Source organism: Bradyrhizobium guangdongense, assembly GCF_006483445.1.
Taxonomy (GTDB): Bacteria; Pseudomonadota; Alphaproteobacteria; order Rhizobiales; family Xanthobacteraceae; genus Bradyrhizobium; species Bradyrhizobium guangdongense_A.
On record NZ_PPPT01000151.1, the window covers coordinates 18,436 to 37,243 of the forward strand.

At 64.5% G+C, this 18,808-nt stretch carries 19 protein-coding genes and 2 tRNA genes; 7 read left to right on the top strand and 14 right to left on the bottom strand.

Going from position 1 to position 18,808, the window contains the following annotated elements; genetic code table 11:
• Positions 1-19: 19 nt before the first annotated feature.
• From lepB to C2U70_RS21470, 5 genes are all read right to left on the bottom strand, one after another.
• Positions 20-766: a signal peptidase I gene (gene lepB, locus C2U70_RS21450; protein WP_140980408.1), complete on the bottom strand. Its 747-nt coding sequence runs from the start codon at positions 764-766 to the stop codon at positions 20-22.
• Between the two features lie 174 nt (positions 767-940).
• Complete coding sequence (locus tag C2U70_RS21455; protein ID WP_140980409.1) at positions 941-2,092, bottom strand: SPFH domain-containing protein; 1,152 nt, start codon at positions 2,090-2,092, stop codon at positions 941-943.
• 334 nt (positions 2,093-2,426) lie between these two features.
• Positions 2,427-2,491: transfer RNA gene (locus C2U70_RS21460), tRNA-OTHER, on the bottom strand.
• 4 nt (positions 2,492-2,495) lie between these two features.
• Positions 2,496-2,568, bottom strand: a tRNA-Ser gene (locus tag C2U70_RS21465).
• Positions 2,569-2,766: 198 nt separating this feature from the next.
• Positions 2,767-3,600 carry a LysR family transcriptional regulator gene (locus C2U70_RS21470; protein WP_140980410.1) on the bottom strand — a complete coding sequence of 278 codons (834 nt, stop codon included), beginning with the start codon at positions 3,598-3,600 and terminating at the stop codon, positions 2,767-2,769.
• Positions 3,601-3,727: 127 nt separating this feature from the next.
• Here C2U70_RS21470 and C2U70_RS21475 point away from each other — a divergent pair, with 127 nt between their 5' ends.
• The 3 genes from C2U70_RS21475 (at position 3,728) to C2U70_RS21485 (ending at position 6,426) form a co-directional block, all read left to right on the top strand.
• Entirely contained in the window at positions 3,728-4,321 is a 594-nt protein-coding gene (locus tag C2U70_RS21475) for a cysteine hydrolase family protein (RefSeq protein ID WP_140980411.1), read from the top strand.
• A gap of 12 nt (positions 4,322-4,333) precedes the next feature.
• Complete coding sequence (locus C2U70_RS21480) at positions 4,334-4,963, top strand: glutathione S-transferase N-terminal domain-containing protein (RefSeq protein WP_140980412.1); 630 nt, start codon at positions 4,334-4,336, stop codon at positions 4,961-4,963.
• A 155-nt stretch (positions 4,964-5,118) separates the two neighbouring features.
• Positions 5,119-6,426, top strand: a complete 1,308-nt coding sequence (locus C2U70_RS21485; RefSeq protein ID WP_246666818.1) for a caspase family protein — start codon at positions 5,119-5,121, stop codon at positions 6,424-6,426.
• 117 nt (positions 6,427-6,543) lie between these two features.
• Here C2U70_RS21485 and C2U70_RS21495 read toward each other — a convergent pair whose 3' ends face one another.
• Together C2U70_RS21495 and C2U70_RS21500 are read right to left on the bottom strand one after the other, a co-directional pair.
• Entirely contained in the window at positions 6,544-7,683 is a 1,140-nt protein-coding gene (locus C2U70_RS21495) for a DUF2778 domain-containing protein (RefSeq protein ID WP_140980414.1), read from the bottom strand.
• A gap of 221 nt (positions 7,684-7,904) precedes the next feature.
• Entirely contained in the window at positions 7,905-8,600 is a 696-nt protein-coding gene (locus tag C2U70_RS21500; RefSeq protein WP_140980415.1) for a DUF899 family protein, read from the bottom strand.
• A gap of 219 nt (positions 8,601-8,819) precedes the next feature.
• Between C2U70_RS21500 and C2U70_RS21505 the strand changes: the two genes are divergently transcribed.
• Both C2U70_RS21505 and C2U70_RS21510 read left to right on the top strand, forming a co-directional pair.
• Entirely contained in the window at positions 8,820-9,341 is a 522-nt protein-coding gene (locus C2U70_RS21505) for a FecR family protein (RefSeq protein ID WP_140980416.1), read from the top strand.
• A gap of 52 nt (positions 9,342-9,393) precedes the next feature.
• Positions 9,394-11,280: a CHASE2 domain-containing protein gene (locus tag C2U70_RS21510; protein WP_140980417.1), complete on the top strand. Its 1,887-nt coding sequence runs from the start codon at positions 9,394-9,396 to the stop codon at positions 11,278-11,280.
• Between the two features lie 6 nt (positions 11,281-11,286).
• Here C2U70_RS21510 and C2U70_RS21515 read toward each other — a convergent pair whose 3' ends face one another.
• From C2U70_RS21515 to C2U70_RS21530, 4 genes are all read right to left on the bottom strand, one after another.
• A complete protein-coding gene (locus C2U70_RS21515; RefSeq protein ID WP_140980418.1) occupies positions 11,287-12,792 on the bottom strand; it encodes a glycosyltransferase family 39 protein in 1,506 nt (501 codons plus the stop codon).
• A gap of 6 nt (positions 12,793-12,798) precedes the next feature.
• A complete protein-coding gene (locus C2U70_RS21520; protein ID WP_140980419.1) occupies positions 12,799-13,944 on the bottom strand; it encodes a glycosyltransferase family 2 protein in 1,146 nt (381 codons plus the stop codon).
• A gap of 226 nt (positions 13,945-14,170) precedes the next feature.
• Positions 14,171-14,374, bottom strand: coding sequence for a hypothetical protein (locus C2U70_RS21525; protein WP_140980420.1), 204 nt, complete (start codon positions 14,372-14,374; stop codon positions 14,171-14,173).
• Between the two features lie 96 nt (positions 14,375-14,470).
• Positions 14,471-14,830 carry a hypothetical protein gene (locus C2U70_RS21530; RefSeq protein WP_140980421.1) on the bottom strand — a complete coding sequence of 120 codons (360 nt, stop codon included), beginning with the start codon at positions 14,828-14,830 and terminating at the stop codon, positions 14,471-14,473.
• Positions 14,831-14,946: 116 nt separating this feature from the next.
• On the opposite strand from C2U70_RS21530, the gene C2U70_RS21535 reads away from it, so the two are divergent.
• Entirely contained in the window at positions 14,947-15,768 is an 822-nt protein-coding gene (locus tag C2U70_RS21535) for a DUF72 domain-containing protein (protein WP_140980422.1), read from the top strand.
• 13 nt (positions 15,769-15,781) lie between these two features.
• Here the strand turns inward: C2U70_RS21535 and C2U70_RS21540 are convergent, their stop codons facing one another.
• Positions 15,782-16,750, bottom strand: a complete 969-nt coding sequence (locus C2U70_RS21540; protein ID WP_186294396.1) for a Bug family tripartite tricarboxylate transporter substrate binding protein — start codon at positions 16,748-16,750, stop codon at positions 15,782-15,784.
• Between the two features lie 150 nt (positions 16,751-16,900).
• Here C2U70_RS21540 and C2U70_RS21545 point away from each other — a divergent pair, with 150 nt between their 5' ends.
• Positions 16,901-17,365, top strand: a complete 465-nt coding sequence (locus C2U70_RS21545; RefSeq protein ID WP_140980424.1) for a DUF488 domain-containing protein — start codon at positions 16,901-16,903, stop codon at positions 17,363-17,365.
• Positions 17,366-17,512: 147 nt separating this feature from the next.
• Here the strand turns inward: C2U70_RS21545 and C2U70_RS21550 are convergent, their stop codons facing one another.
• Positions 17,513-18,427: a PhzF family phenazine biosynthesis protein gene (locus tag C2U70_RS21550; protein ID WP_140980425.1), complete on the bottom strand. Its 915-nt coding sequence runs from the start codon at positions 18,425-18,427 to the stop codon at positions 17,513-17,515.
• 103 nt (positions 18,428-18,530) lie between these two features.
• The coding region (locus C2U70_RS21555) for an adenylate/guanylate cyclase domain-containing protein (protein WP_140980426.1) at positions 18,531-18,808 on the bottom strand (278 nt) is incomplete at its 5' end.

Below are 18,808 nucleotides of genomic sequence, written 5' to 3' on the forward strand. Positions count from 1 at the left end.
GGCGGGGGTTGGTGGCGCCCTACTTCACCTTCATCCAGATCCGCTCTGTGCGCAGGTCTTCATCGCCCACGGAGAAATAGATCCGCGTCACCTTTCCGACGATGTTCTCCATCGGCACGTAGCCGACGGTCTTGAGCACGCGGCTGTCGGTGGAGTTGTCCCTGTTGTCGCCGAGCACGAAGACATGGCCGGGCGGCACCGTGTAGACGCTGGTGTTGTCGTAAAAGCCGTTCTCGATGCAGTCGAGAATCTCGTAGCTCGCGCCGTTCGGCAGCGTCTCCCACCAGCGCTTCGCCTTGGTGCCCGGCTCGATGCCGCAGGCATACTCCTCCACGCCATCTTTCAGGCGCTGCCGCGTCACGGGCTTGTCGTTGATGAAGAGCTGGCCCTCTTTGATCTGGATGCGGTCGTTCGGCAGGCCGACCACGCGCTTGACGTAGTCGACCTTGGTGTCGCTCGGCAGGCGGAACACGATGACGTCGCCGCGCAGGGGCTCCGATCCGAAGATGCGTCCCGAGAACGCCGGCAGCCACCCCGGGAACGAGTAGCGGCTATAGCCATAGGAATATTTCGCGGCGAAGACGTCGTCGCCGATCAGCAGCGTCGGCACCATCGAGCTCGAGGGAATGCTGAAGGGCTGATAGAGACAGAAGCGAACCAGGAAGGGCGGCGACCACAGCACGGGGATCAGCAGGATCAGGATGACGATCGCCTTCCATTCCCCCGACTTTCGCGCGGGTTTTGCCGTGTCCTGAAGCGTGCTCATGCGGCCTGCCCTGCCTCGACCCATCGTGCTGCCAAGATTACGTCACGCATCGCGACGCGCAATCCGGCTTCGTCATCTTGGTCGTGACTACGCCGGGCTGCGTTCAAGTTCGGCGGCCGGAAACAGCCGCCTCCAAACACAGGGAAGGCCGCCCGTGGGCGGCCTTCCTTTGCGTCACGCACTCTCGGGCGCCTTCAGGCGCACGAGCCGCGTCAGCAGGGCATCGAGGCCCTCGCCGTCGCCGGCATGGAGGTCGATGCGGCCGACCTTCTCGACCAGCCGCTCCAGCGACTCCAGCTCCTTGAGCCGCAGCAGCAGGGGGTTCTCCTCCATCAGGCGGGCGGTGTTGAGCAGCGACCGCGTCGCCGCGGTCTCTTCCTGCCGGCGGATCAGGTTCGCCTTGGCGACCCGCTCCGCCTCCACCACCTTGTTGACGAGCTCACGGATCTCGCCGGGCAGGATCACGTCCTTCACGCCGAGCTCCGTCACCTCCACACCGGACTCCGCGACGCGTGCGCGAACATAGTCGCGCAGCTCCGCATCCAGCGCCGCCTTGGCGGACAGCACCTCGTCAAGCGTGCGGCCGGCCACCGCCTCGCGGATCGCGAACTGCACCAGGCGGTACAGCCACGCATCCACGTCGGGCACGGTCGCCACCGTCCGCTCGGGATCGACAACCCGGCGGAACGCCGTCAGCGTCACCCGCAGCGCGATGCGATCCTTGGTCAGCATCTCCTGCGCGGTGATCTCGACCGCCTGGGGCCGCAGGTCGAGGCGCTTCACCTCGATCTTGCGGCCGACGGTCCAGAAGGCGTGCCGGCCGGGCGCGAGCCGCTCCACGAGCCGGCCCTCGACATAGAGCAGGCCCGCCTCGTGGTTCTCGACCACCGCTTCCGTCACGACGGTCGCGCGGTTGCGCTCGATCATGGTCAGATGCCGCGCGCTGACACGGACATCGCTCGACACATCGATGCGCTCGACATCGATGCGGGTCGCGACCTTCCAGTAGACGCGGATCTGCCAGGGCGTGAGCAGGTGTACAGGCCGGCCGTCGAGGCTGACGATGGCAACCTCGTCCGCCTTGGTCTCGACCGCCTCGAACAGCTCGGCGGCGAGATCGGGCCGCGCGGCCTTCAGCACGGCGTAGCGATCCGCGGGAAATTCGCTGCGGACCACGCCCAGCACTTCGGCCTTCAGCGCGTGCAGGGGATCGAACAGGCGATGCCGACCAGGCACGAGCACGCGCACGAGCTGCCCGTCGCGCGTCAGCAACGCGCGCTCACCGTCCTTCACCGTCACGTTCAGCATCAGCAAATGCCAGCTCATTGGCACGCCTCCTTCGTTTGCGCCCGGCCGGATGCCGGACAACAGGTTTCGTTTGCAAAGGACGTGAGGACGCGGACGACGCTTCCTGAGAAAACGGCGGGCCGGGGCTTGAGCTTGCGCGATGACGGGCGCACGCGCGCGATCACGCGACAAAGTCGCGTGGCCGTGCGGAGCCACCCGGCATCAGCGCAAGCGGTATCCACCGCGGCGCGAAGCCGGTCTCACAGTGTCTCGGTTCGGACGGAAAGCCTTGCGGCAAAACGGCCGGACTGCGACTGAAGCGCGCGTCCGGTCCTCGTCAGAGGTATCAGCTTTTCAGGCTGAAACGGAGCGCTGGAGCGGGATTCGAACCCGCGACCCGATGATTAACGTCACCTGCTCTACCCAACTGAGCTATCCTTTGTGGGACAAGAGACCGGAATCGAACCGATGCCTTCGGGCTTCTGACCCGACGCTCTCCATGAGCTACATCCTGCTTTTGCCTTCGTTCGGCGGAACACGACACCGGAAGCCGGCACGCGCCAGTCGGGATCTCAGAGAGCCCGAACACATGGCCGAGGCGAAGGAGCGGGCTAATAGACGAAGCACGTTCGGGTTGCAAGGGGGTGATCGCAAGATTTTTCAGTCCGTCATTCCGGGGCGCGCGCTAGCGCGAGCCCGGAATGACGCGGATGTCAGCCTCGCGACATGTCCTGGAAACACGCCCTCACCCAGTCGATCGTCACACGGGTCGCGGGATCGCGCTTGAGGTGATTTTGCACGAGCAACCAGGCGTCGCGACGTTTCGGCAACAATGTGGCGCGCAGCCGGCGATCGCCGAGCATATCGGCGCAAGCATGCTCCGGCAGCACGCCGGCGGCCCGGTGCGTGCGGATCAGGGTGCGGATGACGCGAACGTTGTCGGTGACACAGCGCGCGGGGGTCTTCTTCGTCCGCAGGAATTGCATCTCGGGAATGGTCCCGAGTTCGTCCGGATAGGCGCACAGCACAGGCTCGCCCTCGATCGCGATGGGCTCGAAATAATAGAGCTTGATGTCGCCGAGTTTTGAGATCGCGAAGTCGCCCTTGTCGGGTTTGCGCAGGCGGATGGCGAGATCGGCCTCCCAGCGCGAGAATTTTACGTTCTCGCTCGAGGTCAGGAACTGCAGCGTCAAGCCGGGATTGGCGCGCAGGAAGTCGCTCGCGCGCGGCGACAGCACCTCCTCGGCGACCGTGTTGGTGGAGGCGATCCGCAGGCGTCCCACCGGACCTGCCAGGCTCTCACCGAGGCGACCGATCTCGGCGGCGTGCAGCGCCATCGCCTCGACATGGGCCAGCACCGCCTCGCATTGCCGCGTCGGCTTGCGGACGCCGTCGGCGGCCTCGAACAGACGCAAGCCGAGCGCGCGCTCGATGCGTGACAGCCTGCGCCCGACCGTGGTCTCGTCGATGCGCAGCCGCGCACTGGCACCGGCATAGGTGCCCTCGTCCTTGACGGCAGCGATGATGCGCAGATCGTCCCAGTTCATCGCGCGAGATTATACCGGCCGGGCGTAGCCTGCAATATTGCAGCCATCGGCTGCAATATTCCTGCATATCGGCAGGCGATGCCGGGATTATGTTTGCAGAACCTTTTCCCCGGAGACTCTTGAGACCATGACGACCGCGAAGACCCTGCTCCAGCTCGCCGGTGCCGATCTCAACCCGCCGCGCCTTGGCGACGCCGCGCTGGTGCTGATCGACATCCAGAACGAATATCTCGCAGGTCCCCTCGCCTTGCCCGACGCCAGGCCCGCGATCGCGCGCGCGGCTAAGCTGCTGGCACGGGCGCGCGAGAGCGGTGCCGCGATCATCCATATCGCCCATCGCGGCAAGGCGGGCAGCCTGTTCGACCGCGGCGCCGACCGTGGCGCCATCGTCGCAGAGCTCACCCCCCGTTCCGGCGAGCTGGTGATCGAGAAGGAGCTGCCCAATGCGTTTGCCGGCACCGATTTGCAGGCGCGCCTTGCCGCAACCGAGCGGAAGAACATCGTGCTCGCCGGCTTCATGACGCATATGTGCATCAGCTCGACGGCGCGCGCCGCGCTCGACCTCGGCTTTCGCACGACTGTTGACGCCGACGCATGCGCGACGCGCGACCTGCCCGACGGCCTCGGCGGCACGCTGAGCGCAAAAACCATCCACGAGGTTGCACTGGCCGAGTTGTCCGACCGCTTCGCGATCATCGCGCGCGGCGATGCGCTGAAGTAAGGGAACACCATCATGCTGCAACTCTATTTCTCGCCGATGGCCTGCTCGCTTGCGAGTCGCATCGCGCTGATGGAAGCGGGCCTCGATGCGCGCTATCATCAGGTGCATCTCTGGACCAAGAAGCTTGCGGACGACGACAGCGATTTTCGAAGCCTTTCGCCGAAGGGCGCGGTGCCGGTCCTGGTGCTCGATAACGGCGAGCGGCTGACGGAAAGCGCGGCGGTGCTGCAATACATCGCCGACGTCAATCCTGAGCGCGGCCTTGCACCACCACCCGGCAATGCTGATCGCTACCGGCTGCAGGAATGGCTGAGCTTTATCGGCACCGAAATCCACAAGGCGTTCCTGTTTCCGACCTTCTGGTACAAGGACGACGGTTCGCTCGCCAAGCCGCGCGCGAGGATCCAGCAGACATTGTCGGTGCCGGCGGCGCATCTCACGGGCCGTGAATTTCTCGTCGGCAACAGTTTCACCGTTGCGGATGCCCATCTCACCTGGGCCATGCTGCTGCTTCGTCCCGCAGGTGTCGACATCGCGCAATGGCCGTCATTGTCGGCCTATCTCGAACGCATGCAGGCGCGGCCCGCCGTACGGGAAGCCATTGCGACGGAGATGGCGCTGCGCAAGACGGTGGCGGCCTGAGTGACGCGATCGCGATCCGCGCCATCTTGGCGCAGTCGATTGTGATCCCATTCACAGAGCAAGGCGTTGATGTTGGAGGAGTGTCCGTTAATCTGACCCCATATTTCAGGTCATATTGGGGGACCCTAGTGAGCATATTTTGCAGATTGTGCCTGGTGCTGGCGGCCAGCTGGCTTGGGCTCGGGCAGGCGTCAGCGGAAACACGCGTCGCGCTCGTGATCGGCAACGGCGCCTATGCCAACGGCGCACCCCTTCCCAATCCGCGACACGATGCCGAGGACGTCGCCACCGCGCTGAAGAAGAGCAATTTCGAGGTGATCGTCGGCACCGACCTCGGCCAGGCCGCGATGCAGGAGCTGCTGATCCGCTTTGCGCGCGCGGCGAGCAAGTCCGATGTCGCCGTGTTCTACTACAGCGGTCACGCGATGCAGTACAACGGCGTCAACTATCTGATGCCGGTCGATGCCAGGCTCAGCGATGAAGCCGATTTGCGACGCTTCGCGCGCGTCGACGACATCCTGAGCGACCTGCAGCAGGCCAAGAATCTGCGCATCCTGGTGCTGGATTCCTGCCGCGACAATCCGCTTGCCGAGAACCTGAAGCGCTCGGGCGCCACGCGCAGCGGGTCGATCGGACGGGGCCTGACCAAGATGGAAGCGCCGCTCGGCACCATCATCTCCTTCTCGACCCAGTCGGGCCAGACCGCCGATGACGGCGACGGCCGCAACAGCCCTTACACGACGGCTTTCCTGAAGCACATCGAGGAACCGCACGAGATCGGCGACGTCTTCCGCGAGATCAGCAGCGACGTCTACGAGCGCAGCCGGAAGACGCAGCTCCCCGAGCTTTCGCTGTCGATCGTCGGCAAATTCTATCTGAACGGACCGGTGTCGATCACCGTCACCCCGCCTGCTCCGCAAGCGGCGGCGCCAGCCGACCCGTGCGCCTCCGCCGAGGCGCACTGGAAGGCGGCCGATGCGATCGCAACGACAGCCGCCTATGAGGACCACATCGCACGGTTCTCGAAATGCGCCTTTGCCAACCTCGCCAAGGCGCGCATCGACGGCATGAAGAAGACGGCGATGGCGCCCTCAGCCGATACGCGCGCCGCCGGAGCTGCGAACTTCGACGGCAAGTGGGACGTGACCGTGAACTGCCCGACGTCAGGCAAGGTGCAGGGCTATACCAGGCCGCTGACTGCGACCGTCACGAACGGCGTGATCCACGCCGAGGATCCCGAACCGGGAAAGCCGAATTGGCTCAAGATCGACGGCCAGATACCGCCCGATGGCAAGACGACGTTGAGTGCGCGCGGCGTGACGGGACCGAGCGCCTATTCGGTCGGCGCTCTCGCGCCGGGGACACCCTTTTCCTATACGATCGACGCCCAGTTCGAACGCATCCGCGGCACGGGCAAGCGCAACGAGCAGCGGCCCTGCACATTCACCTTCGTGAAGCGATAGCGTGTGGTGTGCGCGGGACTAGAGCTTCGTTCCGATGGAATCGGAACGGGGGCTCTAGATTCTGGTTTTGACGCGTTTTCTGAGCGCGAACCGGAATCCACTTCGCTGGAAAACGCTCTAGTCGACCCGCGCCAGCACGGCGATCTTGCGGATGCCCTTGTTACGATAGGCATCGAGGAAAGCGTAGTAGTCCTTGAACGATATGCAGCCGTTGGAATCGCCGTTCGGCCCGAGCATGAAAGTGTGCGCGAGCAGGCCGTCGCGGCCGAAGATCGCACTCTCGCCACCGATCGGTGTCAGCCGCAGCGCCGGCACGCCGTGGAACAGCGCTTCGCGGGGCTTCAGCGTGTAGATGTGCGGCGGCGTTACGCCGCGCATGCGCAAATTGGACGAGCGCGGATTGTCGAGGTTGGAGCCGAGGCCGGAATGCGCCTCGAGCCTTGTGCCGTCGGGCAGATAGACCGTCTTCGCCGTGATGTCATAGACCGCGGTCTCGCGATCATAGGGCGCCGAACCGCCGAGCATCGGGTTCTGCTCCTTCGGCGCGATGCTCGCGGTGATGCTGGCATCCGCCGAGGCATAGGCGAGCAAGCCGCCGGACGGCTCGCGCTTGCCCCAGAGCTTTTCGACCATCGAGTGCCTGTCGTTGGAGGCGATCGACATCACAGCGGCCTTGGCGCGCTCGGCGAGAGATTTCTTCGCCGGCGGCGCGGGCACGTTTTCCGCGGGATCGTTGAGCGCGACTTGCACCGGCGCCTCGGGGCTACGTTTGGCCTTGGCAGCATCTGCGATCTTCGCAGGAGCCGGAGCCTTCGGCGCTTCTGCGACCCTGGCGGTCTCAGCGGGCTTTACGTCGGCAATCTTCGTCGACGGCGCAGCACTCGCCGCATTCGATTCAACGCCTTGCGCGGCCGCCGCAGCAAAACGCTCGTTGAACATTTCGCGGCTGATGGGTGCCGCGACCTGCAGGCGATCGGGAAGAAGCGCGAACACTTCCTTCACCGCCGCGCCCGCCTCGCGCAGCGCGACCTTGGGCGCGCGCTTGATTACGGGCTCGTCGTAGTTGGCAACCCCGAGCGTCGGATAGGGGCTCGAAGCGATGATGTTGCTGTACACGGTCCAGCCGCAGCCCAGCACAAGGCAGCCGATCGCGGCGGCGCCTACGAAATTTTGGGAGCTAGCTTTTCGGGAAGACTTCCGAGAATTCTTCTTGGACTTCCGTGCCGCGTGACTCCGCGCAGCGATACTCGTACTCATTCGCCTTGCGTCCAGAACAGTTCCACTCAGTCCCCCTTCAAGTGCCGCTGCTGGTCAGGTTCCAGCACTGCATCTGGCAGAGGGTCGGAGCGTCATTAAGGCGACTTTTAGTAAAAGGCAGATTAAGTTCGGGCGGTTCCAAGGCAATTCGTTAACGTTGTCCCAATTTGGGAAAAAGCCCGCAGAATCACGGGCTTATTCCATGCCTCGGAGCGCGATTCTCAGTAGCTGAGCCGGGGGTACCAGTCCTTGCCGCGCCCCTCCGGTGTGGTGTCCAAAATTGACCAAAGTGGGTCCAACTCGGGCGAGCCACGCGGGTCCTGGCCGGGGTCGGCGGTGGCCATTCCCATCTCGCCGGACCAGAAGTGACGGATGCTGCCGTCGAGCCTCGTGAAGACACTGTAGCCCGACACATCGGCATCCTCAGCGCTCACATAATCCCGCGTGTAGTCGCCTGACGTATCGGAATAGATCTTGTGGCGTGTCCAGCCACGCGCCTGCTTCGCGGCAACGAGCCGCGCGATCGGCGAGCGCGCGACGAAGACGAACGCGATGCGCTGCTCGATATCGGGAAGCTTGGCGTCCCACGTGCTCATGAAGGAAGTGCACATCGGACAAGGCCGCTCACGCTGCGGCCCGAACATGTAGTTGTAGACGATGAGCGTCTGCCTATCTCCGAACAGCTCCGCGAATTTGACCGGCCCGCCCTCGCCTTCGAAAACATATGACTTCGTCACCTCGCCGCCCTCAGGCAGCGCACGGCGCAATTCCGCGACGCGCTCGGTCTGGCGGCGCAGCTCGATCTCTTCGATCAACAACGCCTGGCGCGCGCGCCGGTACGCGGCACTTTCGTTGGGATGACGCGTGCGATTGGTGCTGGCGAGCTCTGTGGCGGGCGTCAGGACAGGACTGCTCATCGGTCACCTCGTCTGTTGCGCCGGCGTCATTACAAGACGAACTCGAGGTGGCCGTTCCGACATCGCCGTCGCGGAAAATCCGGCAGCCTTGAAACCTTGGGAAATGCCGCCCACCTCGACCAATTGTGGCTCAATCCAGAGCTTTTCACTTCTGGTTGTATGTGATACGGTACCGTATCACGATCATTTGAGTAGTCCGAGCGCCGAATGGAGGCTTCCATGTTCAAGGCCGCACGCGCGGGATTCTTTGCTTTGGCATCGCTTTGCCTGACTTTCGCGGAGGTTTCGGCGCAGCCCGCCACGCTCGGCTGCACGTCGAGCCCGTCGTCCAACGCAACGCAGATATTACGTTGTGACAATGGCATCACAATCGTCGCCGAAAGCGGCGCGAGGTTTGAACTTAAAGACAATAATCGCGACGGACATATCGACTCCATCGAATTGAGCAGCAAGGCCTTGCTAGTTGAAGTTCCCAAGAAGCCCGGTGGCAATCGTTTCAAGGTGCTGACGCCACAGGCGATTGCAGCCGTGCGTGGCACCAAATGGGCCGTCGATGCCTCCGACGGCAAGACCGCCGTGTTCGTCGCCGACGGACGCGTTGCGGTCAGCCGCCGTGCCGGCGGCAAGTCGGTCACGCTTGGTGTCGGTGAAGGCGTCGATGTCGAAGGCACCGGAGCCTTGGTCGTGAAGCAATGGGGCGCACCGCGCGTCACCGCGCTGATGGCAAGGCTTGGTCAATGAGGCTCGGTCAATAGATTCTTGGACAATAGATTTTGGACAATAGATTGAGCGGATGAGTAAGCGTCGCTTCCACGGTCTGATCGCGCTTGTGCTGACGGCGCTCTGGGGTGCCGGCATCTATGCCGGTCACGCCACTGGCCATTTGCGCGTTCTCGATCGCCTCGAAGCAACGCTGACGGATCTGCGCACGCTGGCGCGCGGAGTGATAACCCCGCCCGATCTCGTCACCATCGTGGCCATCGACGATACCGTCGTAAAGCGCGGCGGCCACTATCCCCTCGCCCGCGCCGATCTCGCGCGCGTCGTCGACGCCGTCGCAAGATTCGAGCCCAAGCTGATAGCGATCGATCTGCTGCTGGTGGACCGCGGCACGGCCTCTGACGACGATTTGCTGGCCAAAGCGCTCGCGGAAAAGCCTGCCGTGCTCGCGGCGGCCGCAATCTTTCCGGACACAAGCGCGGCCGTCGAGACCGGCAGCGAGGGACCGCTCGGGAATCTGCCGCAGGCCGATCGCTTCCTGCTGCCGCTTCCCGTCTTCGCCGACCATGCCGATGTCGGCATCGTCAACGTCGCCACGGGATCACCGCTGTCGATCCCGATGCTGTTTCGGACCCGCGACAAGGTCGAACTGTCGTTTCCGCTGCGGGTTGCGACGCGCGTACTCGACAAGCCGCTGACGGTGGCGCCGGACCATTTGTCGATCGGTGAACACTCGGTCGCGACCGATGCGAATTACACGCTGCCGATCACCTATTACGGCCCGCGCCGCACGATCCGAACGGTCAGCGCGCAAACCGTGTTCGACGGCACACTCAATCGCAATGCAATCCAGGACCGGATCGTCGTCATCGGCGCGGCGGTCGCCGGTGGCGGTGATTTCTTCCCGACGCCGTTCGATTCCCTGATGCCGGGCGTGGAGGTGATCTCGACCGCGATCACGCATCTGATCGCCGGCGACGGGATCGTGCATGACCGCAGCGTTCGTATCGCCGAAACCGCAACGATCATCCTGCTGCCGCTGCTGCTGGTCGGGCTGTTGGCCTGGCGGCGGAGCGCGATCGGGCTTGTCGCAGCCGCGGTGGTGTTCCTGGCCTGGGCTGCGTTGAACGTGTTCGCCTTCACGCACGGCATCTGGCTCAATGCCGCGACCACGCTCGCTGCAACCGTCCCGCCGGTTGCGCTCTTCTCGGCGACGCAATTATGGGCCGGCGGGCGCAGGACGCAGTATTTTGCAACCCGCAGCCGACTGCTGGCGCAATTCCAGGCGCCGGCGGTGCAGGAGTGGCTGGCGCGCGATCCGGACTTCCTCGTGAAGCCGGTCCGGCAGAACGGCGCCATCGTCTTCATCGACCTCTCCGGCTTCACGGCGCTGAGCGAGAATCTTGATCCGGACGAGCTGCGCGACCTGCTGAAAGAACTGCATGCGCTGGTCGACCGCGAGGCGGTTGCCTGTGGCGGCACCATCACCGGTTTTCTCGGTGATGGCGCGATGATCCTGTTCGGCCTGCCACAACAGGCACCCGACGATGCCGCGCGCGCTGTCCAATGCTGTATCGGCCTCTACCGGATGGCGGAGCGCTGGATCGCGACCCTCCCGCGCGAGATCGGCGGCCAGCTCGGCTTCAAGATCGGTGCGCATTTCGGAACCATCGTGGCCTCGCGGCTCGGCGGCCGCAGCCATGCGCACATCACGGCCACAGGCGATACGGTGAACGTCGCAAGCCGCCTGATGGAGGTCGCCGCCCAGCATGGCGCGAGCCTCGCCTTGAGCGATACGCTGCTCAGCGAAGCCGGCACCCGCGCACCCCTGGCCGCGGGTCGTCTGATCGGCCCCATGCAGGCCAGCATTCGCGGCCGGACGGGCGAGATGACGGTCTGGTTCTGGCGCAATGAGCCGCAGACTGCACAGGCCAAAGCCGTGCCGGATCGGGTGAGCTAGTTTCGCCTATTTCTGCAGTTCCGGCGGCGGTGAACGATCCAGCACCTCGCGCTTGGCGCCCTCGAGCAGGTCGATACCGTAGGTCTCGACCACGAGCGGCCCGCGCTTGCGCGTCAACTCGGCGACGCGGCTCACCTGCCAGAAAATATCGTTGAGAAACGGATGTCCGTCGGTGCGCAGCTCATCAACGAACAGCGCCTTGCCCGCGAGCAGTTTTGGATCGGGCTCGCTCATGTTGACCCAGCGGATGCGCTGCGATTGCTGCTGCACGCAGGTGCCGCGCGGCAGATAGAACGCCAGCCACGACGTCGTGCCGTAATCCGGCGCCAGGATGCATGTCGCGCCGGTCCGCGCGCGCACCGCCTCGATCTCATCGGCAAGCTGGCGCCAGCCGACGCCGACGCTGCGGACGGTGGCGTCGCGGCGATAGCCGGACAGCCATCCGGTATTGGCCTGCACGATGAGCGCTGCGAACATCACGATGCCGACGGGCGCGGCCCAGCGCAGGCAGAAATCGACGGTGCGCCGTTCGCGCGGCTTCCATTGCGCGATGTTGACGGCAGCGGCGGCTGCGACTGCGAAGGCCGGATAGATCGGCGCAAACCAGTTGGCCTCGACGCGCGCGTGCAGCGCGTGCCAGACGAAATAGCCGGTGATGACCCAGACCATCGTGTTGATCAGCACGCGCGAGGCCGACGCGCCCACCTTGCGCCAGGCCAGCACATGCAGCCCCATCGCGCCCAGGATGAAGACCAGAGGCGTCGCGAACGCGATCTGGGTCGGGATGATCTCGGCGATGAAGACGGGACGAAAATCCTCGATCCGCGCACGGCCGAACTGCTTCAGGAACGAGACCCATTGATGGTCCGCGTTCCACAGGATCACCGGCGAGAACACCGCAAAGGCGACGATGCCGCCGAGATAAGGCCAGGGCGAGAGAAACCAGCGCCGCAGCTTCGGCACGACGATCAGCCAGATCAGGATCGCAACACCGAAGAACAGCGCGGTGTATTTTGACAATAGCGCAGCACCGACGGCGACGCCGACCGCAAGCCACCAGGCGCCACGACCGGTCTCCAGCACTTTCGCGAGGAAGAACAGCACGAAGCTGGACGCCACCAGCAGCGGCGCATCGGGCGTGACGATCAGCGTGCCGACCGCCGCCATCAGCGTGACGTTGAGCAGGATCGCAGCGGTCGCCGCAACCCGCGCGCCGCCGAACAGGATCGCGGCCGCGCGGTACACGGCATAGCTCATGGGAATCGCGAGCAGGATCGAGACCAGGCGGACGCCGAGCTCGGTATCGCCGGCGATCAGCGTGCCGGCGCGGATGACATAGGCCACCATCGGCGGGTGGTCGTAATAGCCCCCCGCGAGGTTGTTCGACCACATCCAGTAATAGGCTTCGTCGAAAGTGATCGGCGTGTAGGCGGCCGCGACAAGCCGCAGGCCGACCAGCGCGAGGATCGTGAGCGCGGTGTTGCGGACGATCCGCGCGTCAGCCCCGCCCATAACGCGCTATTTCTTGCGCCAGACGAACAGTCCGGACATCGCGTAGTTCCACACCACGCCCATCAGCGCACCGGCCATGCCGGCGAGCCACCAGATCGGCTCCTGGTCGTAGACCGAGAAGGCGACGCCGACATTGGCGAACAGGCCGACGCTGCACACGATGTAGAAGGCGATCAGGCCGCGCAGGATCGCAAAGCCCTTCAGCCGCTGATCGCGATAGGTGAGGAAATTGTTGAGGATGAAGTTGCTGGTCATGGCGACCAGGGCGCCCGCGGCCTGCGCCTCCGCGAACGGCTCCTTGAAGATCTCGAGCGCGATGAACAGCGTCGTGAGATGCACGACGAGGCCGATCGAGCCGACCATCGCAAACAGCAGGAAACGCAGCGAGACCGCGTCGTTGGTCAGTTTTGCGAGCACGAGGCCGACGAAATCCAGCGCGACCATGGAATCGAGCTTGCTCTCGCCGTGCTGGCGTTCGCCAAAGGTGTAGGGAATTTCCACGGCGCGTAGGGACCCATGAGCCGACGCGACGACGTCGAGCAGGATCTTGAAGCCGTGCACGGATAACTTCGGTGCGAGCTCGCCGAAACGATCAGTGCGGATCATGAAGAAGCCGCTCATGGGATCGGCGATTTCGACCTGCAGCACCTTCCTGGCGACCTCGGTCGCAAGTTGGCTCGCTCCGGCGCGCTGCTTGTTGAAACCTTCGTTCTTGTAGCCTTCGATATAGCGGCTGCCTACGACGAGATCGGCCTGCCCGCTCTGCAGCAGCGCGAGCATTTTTGGCAGTTGCGACTCGTCGTGCTGGAGATCGGCGTCGATCACGGCCGCATAGGGCGCGCTCGAGGCTAGGATGCCTTCGATGCAGGCGCCGGACAGGCCGCGCCGGCCGATGCGGCGGATGCAGCGCACCCGGCTGTCGCGCTGGGCCAGGCTCCGCACCACGTCAAAGGTGCCGTCGGGCGAATTGTCGTCGACGAAGATGGCTTCCCAGGCAACGCCCTGCAGCGTCGCCTCCAGCCGCCGATAAAGGACGGTGACGTTGTCGCGCTCGTTGAAGGTGGGCACGACGACCGAAAGCTCGGGCGAGCGCAACGGGGCTTGCTGGCCCTGCGGCGGGCTTTCGGGGCCCGGTCTGATCGCTTCATTCATGACGGCAGCGTATATCCGCCGCGTCCTGCGATGCCAAGCTGGGGTTTCCTGGGAAAGCGACCAAAAGGGGCCCTAAAATGCCAACGACCCCGGAACAGGGGCGCGCGTACATCCGGCGCAGCCTTATCTATTCCAAGGTCGTCCCAGCGCCGGAGTTTGTGCTCAACGTCGCCGTTAGACACTAGATGGGGAGCCCAAGGGCCATCCGCAAGGGGTGGCTTCAGGCTTATTGGTTCGGAACTTCCCGGATCACCGGCCCACGCGGGGCGGGTGTGGCTGGCGCAGGGGCCATGGCTGGTGGCGCAGGCTCGGCCTTCGCGGGCTTCGCCGGCTTGCCGATCTGTCCGATGGGCCCAAAAACGATGGCAACCGCGAGCACGACCGCCGCGACGATCGCACCAAAAATGCCTCCGACCGACTCAGACGACATGCGGGGCTCGTTCCTGTTCCATGGGAGGGCAGTGATACCACGGATGAATGCGCAGCCGGAAGGGCTTGGGGCTGCGACGGTTAATCCACGAAGGGCTCAGCGCGTCGGCGGCCTGTGCTTCACATACGCCGTCACGACGTCCTTCTGCGCCGATTCGACCGCCCTGTTCGCGGTGGCGAGATGCGCGCTGGAATCGATGTTCGGGTACTGCGTGGTCAGGTAGTCGAGCAGTGTCACGCGGTAGTTCTGCCGCTCCGAGGGACAGGCGCTGGCGACCGAGCGGGAAAAATCCTGTTCCGAAAGGCCCTGGTTGCTGTCACGCGAATACTCCCGCGCCAGGCATTTCCAATAATAGTCCCTGCCCTGCATCGCCAGTTTCTGCGCGCCCGCATCGTCGTCATCGGCAATGGCGGCAGATGTCATCATGATCAGCACCGTGGCGATCAGCACCCGCATCTTGTTCTCCTTTTTTTGCGGCTCCCATCGTGCAGCTTAAACGGGACGTCGCAACTGGCCAATCACTTCTCGTTTGATTAGGATGCACTGCCTCCCCCTTCGCGCGAGATCCTCCCGTGGCCAAACCAAAAACCGCGACCGCAAAATCCGGCAACATCTATATCGGCGTCGGCGGCTGGACGTTTGAGCCCTGGCGCGGCGTGTTCTATCCCGAAAAGCTCACGCAGGCGAAGGAGCTGTCCTACGCAGCCTCAAAGCTCACCTCGATCGAGATCAACGGCACCTATTACGGCTCGCAGAAGCCGGAGAGCTTTCGCAAATGGGCAGCCGAAGTGCCCGACGGCTTCATCTTCTCGCTCAAGGGACCGCGCTTTGCCACCAACCGCCGCGTGCTCGCGGAGGCCGGCGACTCCGTGAAGCGCTTCTACGATTCCGGCGTGCTGGAGCTGCGCGATCGCCTCGGCCCCGTGCTCTGGCAATTCGCGCCGACCAAGAAATTCGACGGCGCCGACTTTGGCAAGTTCCTGGAGCTGTTGCCGCGCAAGCTCGACGGCCGCGCGCTGCGCCACGTCGTCGAGGTCCGTCACGACAGCTTTTGCACGCCCGACTTCGTGGCGCTGATCAGGGAGTTCGAGACGCCCGTCGTGTTCGCGGAGCACGGCAAATATCCGGCGATCGCGGATGTCGCCAGCGATTTCGTCTATGCGCGGCTGCAAAAGGGCAATGACGAGCTGAAGACCTGCTACCCGCCAAAGGAGCTCGATGCCTGGGGCAAGCGGTTTCAGGCCTGGGCCTCGGGCAGCGAACCCGACGACCTGCCGAAGGTCGACAAGGCCAAGCCCAAGAAAGAGCCGCGCGACGTCTTCGCCTATGTCATCCACGAGGGCAAGGTGCGCGCGCCGGCAGGCGCGATGGAGCTGATCGCGCGCGTGAAGTAGGCATAGCCGCTTCCTAATCCAGCTTGATGCCGGCGTCGCGAATGAGCCTGGTCCAGCTCGCATGCTCCGCCGCGACAAAAGCCTCCAGCCCATCCGGCCTGTCCCACACCTCGCCGCCGGTCTTCTCGAACCGTTCCGTCAGCTCCGGCAGCACCGCGCGGATGTCGGCGCGCAGTTTGGCGATCACAACGGGCGGCGTCTTCACGGGTGCGAAGATGGCGAGCCAGGAATCGACGTCGAGCCCGGTCACGCCCGCCTCCGACATCGTGGGAACGTCAGGCGCAAGCCGGCTGCGCTTCGACGACAGCACGGCAATGCCCCGCGCCTGCTCCGATTGCACATATGGCAGGCCGGCCGCGATGGAATCGAAGAACAGGTCGACGCGGCCGGCCAACAGATCAGTAAATGCCTGCGGCGAGCTCTTGTAGGGCACTTCCAGCAGCTTGATGCCGGCGGCCTTCATGAAAGCAGCCGCCACCAGCTGTTGCCCGGTGCCGACACCGGCCGTCGCAACCGTGATCGAGCCGGGCCTTTCCTTTGCCGCAGCGACGATCGCATTCACATCGGCCTGCGGCAGGTCCTTGCGGCCGACCATCACATAGCCGAAGCGATAGACCATCGCGACGGGCACAAAATCGCGCAGCGGATCGTAGGCCAGATTGGAATAGAGCGCGGAATTGAAGGCCATGTTAGAGAGCCCGCCGACCACGAGCGTGTAACCGTCCGGCGTGCTTTGCGCGGCGGCTAGCGTTCCCACCACCGTGCCCGCGCCGGGCTTGTTCTCGACAAAGAAGGATTGGCCCAAACGTTTCAACAGGGCGTCGGTCAGCGCGCGCCCAACCAGGTCGTAGCTGCCACCGGGGCCGATCGGAACGATGATTTTGACGGGACGTTCCGGATAGCTGGTCTGCGCCTGGATCGGCATCATGCCCAGCGCTAACGCGACGGCGATTGCCGTGAGTAACCGGCCTGCCCCAATCATCCTGCCCTCCGCCGCGCGGCCGGTTCGACCGGCTCTCGGCCAAACTATGCAACACGTAGCCCGTCGCAGCAACATGGCCTCCGCGGTTATGGCGAGTGCTTCGGAGATGACGTAACCTTTTCCGGAGAGCCAATCACGCGGACAACCGACATGGCGCGCAAGGCCAATCGCCTCTTCACCATCGGCTATGAGCAGACACCGCCAAACGCGGTGCTGGACGAGCTCGAACAGGCCGGCGTCAAGCTTTTGGTCGATGTTCGCGCAGTGACCTCGTCGCGGCGGCCGGGCTTTTCCAAGAAGCAGCTCGCCGCCGGCCTCGACGAGCGCGGCATCGCCTATGTGCATCTCGCAGCGCTTGGCACGCCCAAGGACGGCCGCCTCGCTGCCCGCAGCGGGCAATTCGACGTTCTGGAGAAGATCTATTCAAAGCACCTGAAAACGCCGCAGGCCCGCGAAGAGATGGACGAGCTGTCCGCACTGGTGAAGAAGGCCGGTCCCGTCTGCCTGCTCTGCTATGAGCGCGACCACACCCATTGCCATCGCCAGATGATTGCCGAGATCATCGAGGAGCGTGACGAGGTGACGGTGACGAATTTGGTGGGGCGGCAGTTTTGAAGCTGTCATTCCGGGGCGTGCGAAGCGCGAGCCCGGAATCCATTCATCCTCAAGGTCTGCGGCCCGATGGATTCCGGGCTCGACGCTCCGGTTCGCGCTTGCGCGGTCCCGTCGCGCCGCCCCGGAATGACGGGGTGGTGGGAGTGTCTACCCCTCGCCCGCGAGCCGGAACGTTCCTTCCATCATCGGCACGCACTGCCCGCCGACATGGGCGGAGAGAATGCTGCCGCCTTCCTTGCGCACGCGCGTCAGGAGGATGCTGGGACGGCCCATGTCAAAACCCTGGCCGATGGTGAGTTTCAGCTCGCCATCGCGCCTGGCATCGAGCTCGGCCAGCAGCGCGGCGGCCGCGACCGTGGCGCTGCCGGTGGCGGGATCCTCGATCAGGCCGCTCGAGCCCGGGAAGAACATCCGCGCCTGCAGATCGCAGGGTTTTTCCGCCGCGGGCACGTCGCGCGTATAGAAATAAACGGCGAACGCCCCGTCGCACGGCAATACGCGGGCGAATGCAGCAGCATCGGCCTTGGCCCGCCGCACCGCATCGCGCGTGCGCAATTCCGCGACCACGAAGGCCGTTCCGACGCCCACGACCTGCGGCGCATGGCGATCGGACGTGACGTCCTCCGCGCTCAGCGACAGGCAGGCCGCAATGTCGGCCGCAGACAGTTTTGCGGCGCGCGTCAGGGCCTGCGGCGCGGTCAGCTCGGTAGAGACGACGCGGCCCTGCTCGCGCCTGATATCGACCGGCACGAGGCCCGCCTTCTCCTCGAACAGCAGCCGCGGCTTCAGCTCCTTGGCGAGCGTGGCCATAACGTAGGCGGTGCCGACATTGGGATGGCCCGCGAAGGGCAGCTCCCTGACCGGCGTGAAGATGCGCACCTCGGCATCGTTGGTCTTGTCGCGCGGCGGCAGCACAAAGGTCGTCTCGGAATAGTTGAACTCGGTCGCGATCGACTGCATCTGCGCCGTGGTCAAGCCACCGGCATCGAGCACAACGGCGAGCGGATTGCCGCCGAAGGCGCGGTCGGTGAACACGTCGACGGTGATGTAACGCCGCTGCATCTGTCTGCCCTCTCAAAAATGTCGGCGGCACTCTACATGCCGACATTGTCAGCCGTCACGCCCCTCAATTGAGTGCATTCGGTGCAATCGTGCGCGAGGCTCTTCAGCCCAGTTGATAGACCGCGACCGGGCGCTCATAGCCGCGCACCTCGACCTCGCCGAGCTCGATAGCGTCATCGCCGTCATCGCCGAGCGCATCGCGCACCGAAGACGAGATCAGGAACTGCGAGCCAAATTCCTTGTTCAGCGCTTCCAGGCGCGAGGCGAAGTTCACGGTGTCGCCGATGACGGTATACTCCTTGCGGCGGGGCGAGCCGATATTGCCGGCGACGACCTCGCCGAAATGGATGCCGATGCCGATGCGCAGCGGCCAGCTCGATC

What these genes read in the sequence shown, in the direction of transcription:
- lepB (WP_140980408.1), bottom strand. Translation starts at nt 766, where the DNA reads ATGAGCACGCTTCAGGACACGGCAAAACCCGCGCGAAAGTCGGGGGAA.
- C2U70_RS21520 (WP_140980419.1), bottom strand. Translation starts at nt 13,944, where the DNA reads ATGAATGAAGCGATCAGACCGGGCCCCGAAAGCCCGCCGCAGGGCCAG.
- C2U70_RS21505 (WP_140980416.1), top strand. Translation starts at nt 8,820, where the DNA reads ATGTTCAAGGCCGCACGCGCGGGATTCTTTGCTTTGGCATCGCTTTGC.
- C2U70_RS21515 (WP_140980418.1), bottom strand. Translation starts at nt 12,792, where the DNA reads ATGGGCGGGGCTGACGCGCGGATCGTCCGCAACACCGCGCTCACGATC.
- C2U70_RS21500 (WP_140980415.1), bottom strand. Translation starts at nt 8,600, where the DNA reads ATGAGCAGTCCTGTCCTGACGCCCGCCACAGAGCTCGCCAGCACCAAT.
- C2U70_RS21550 (WP_140980425.1), bottom strand. Translation starts at nt 18,427, where the DNA reads ATGCAGCGGCGTTACATCACCGTCGACGTGTTCACCGACCGCGCCTTC.
- C2U70_RS21525 (WP_140980420.1), bottom strand. Translation starts at nt 14,374, where the DNA reads ATGTCGTCTGAGTCGGTCGGAGGCATTTTTGGTGCGATCGTCGCGGCG.
- C2U70_RS21540 (WP_186294396.1), bottom strand. Translation starts at nt 16,750, where the DNA reads ATGATTGGGGCAGGCCGGTTACTCACGGCAATCGCCGTCGCGTTAGCG.
- C2U70_RS21480 (WP_140980412.1), top strand. Translation starts at nt 4,334, where the DNA reads ATGCTGCAACTCTATTTCTCGCCGATGGCCTGCTCGCTTGCGAGTCGC.
- C2U70_RS21475 (WP_140980411.1), top strand. Translation starts at nt 3,728, where the DNA reads ATGACGACCGCGAAGACCCTGCTCCAGCTCGCCGGTGCCGATCTCAAC.
- C2U70_RS21470 (WP_140980410.1), bottom strand. Translation starts at nt 3,600, where the DNA reads ATGAACTGGGACGATCTGCGCATCATCGCTGCCGTCAAGGACGAGGGC.
- C2U70_RS21510 (WP_140980417.1), top strand. Translation starts at nt 9,394, where the DNA reads ATGAGTAAGCGTCGCTTCCACGGTCTGATCGCGCTTGTGCTGACGGCG.
- C2U70_RS21545 (WP_140980424.1), top strand. Translation starts at nt 16,901, where the DNA reads ATGGCGCGCAAGGCCAATCGCCTCTTCACCATCGGCTATGAGCAGACA.
- C2U70_RS21530 (WP_140980421.1), bottom strand. Translation starts at nt 14,830, where the DNA reads ATGCGGGTGCTGATCGCCACGGTGCTGATCATGATGACATCTGCCGCC.
- C2U70_RS21495 (WP_140980414.1), bottom strand. Translation starts at nt 7,683, where the DNA reads ATGAGTACGAGTATCGCTGCGCGGAGTCACGCGGCACGGAAGTCCAAG.
- C2U70_RS21455 (WP_140980409.1), bottom strand. Translation starts at nt 2,092, where the DNA reads ATGAGCTGGCATTTGCTGATGCTGAACGTGACGGTGAAGGACGGTGAG.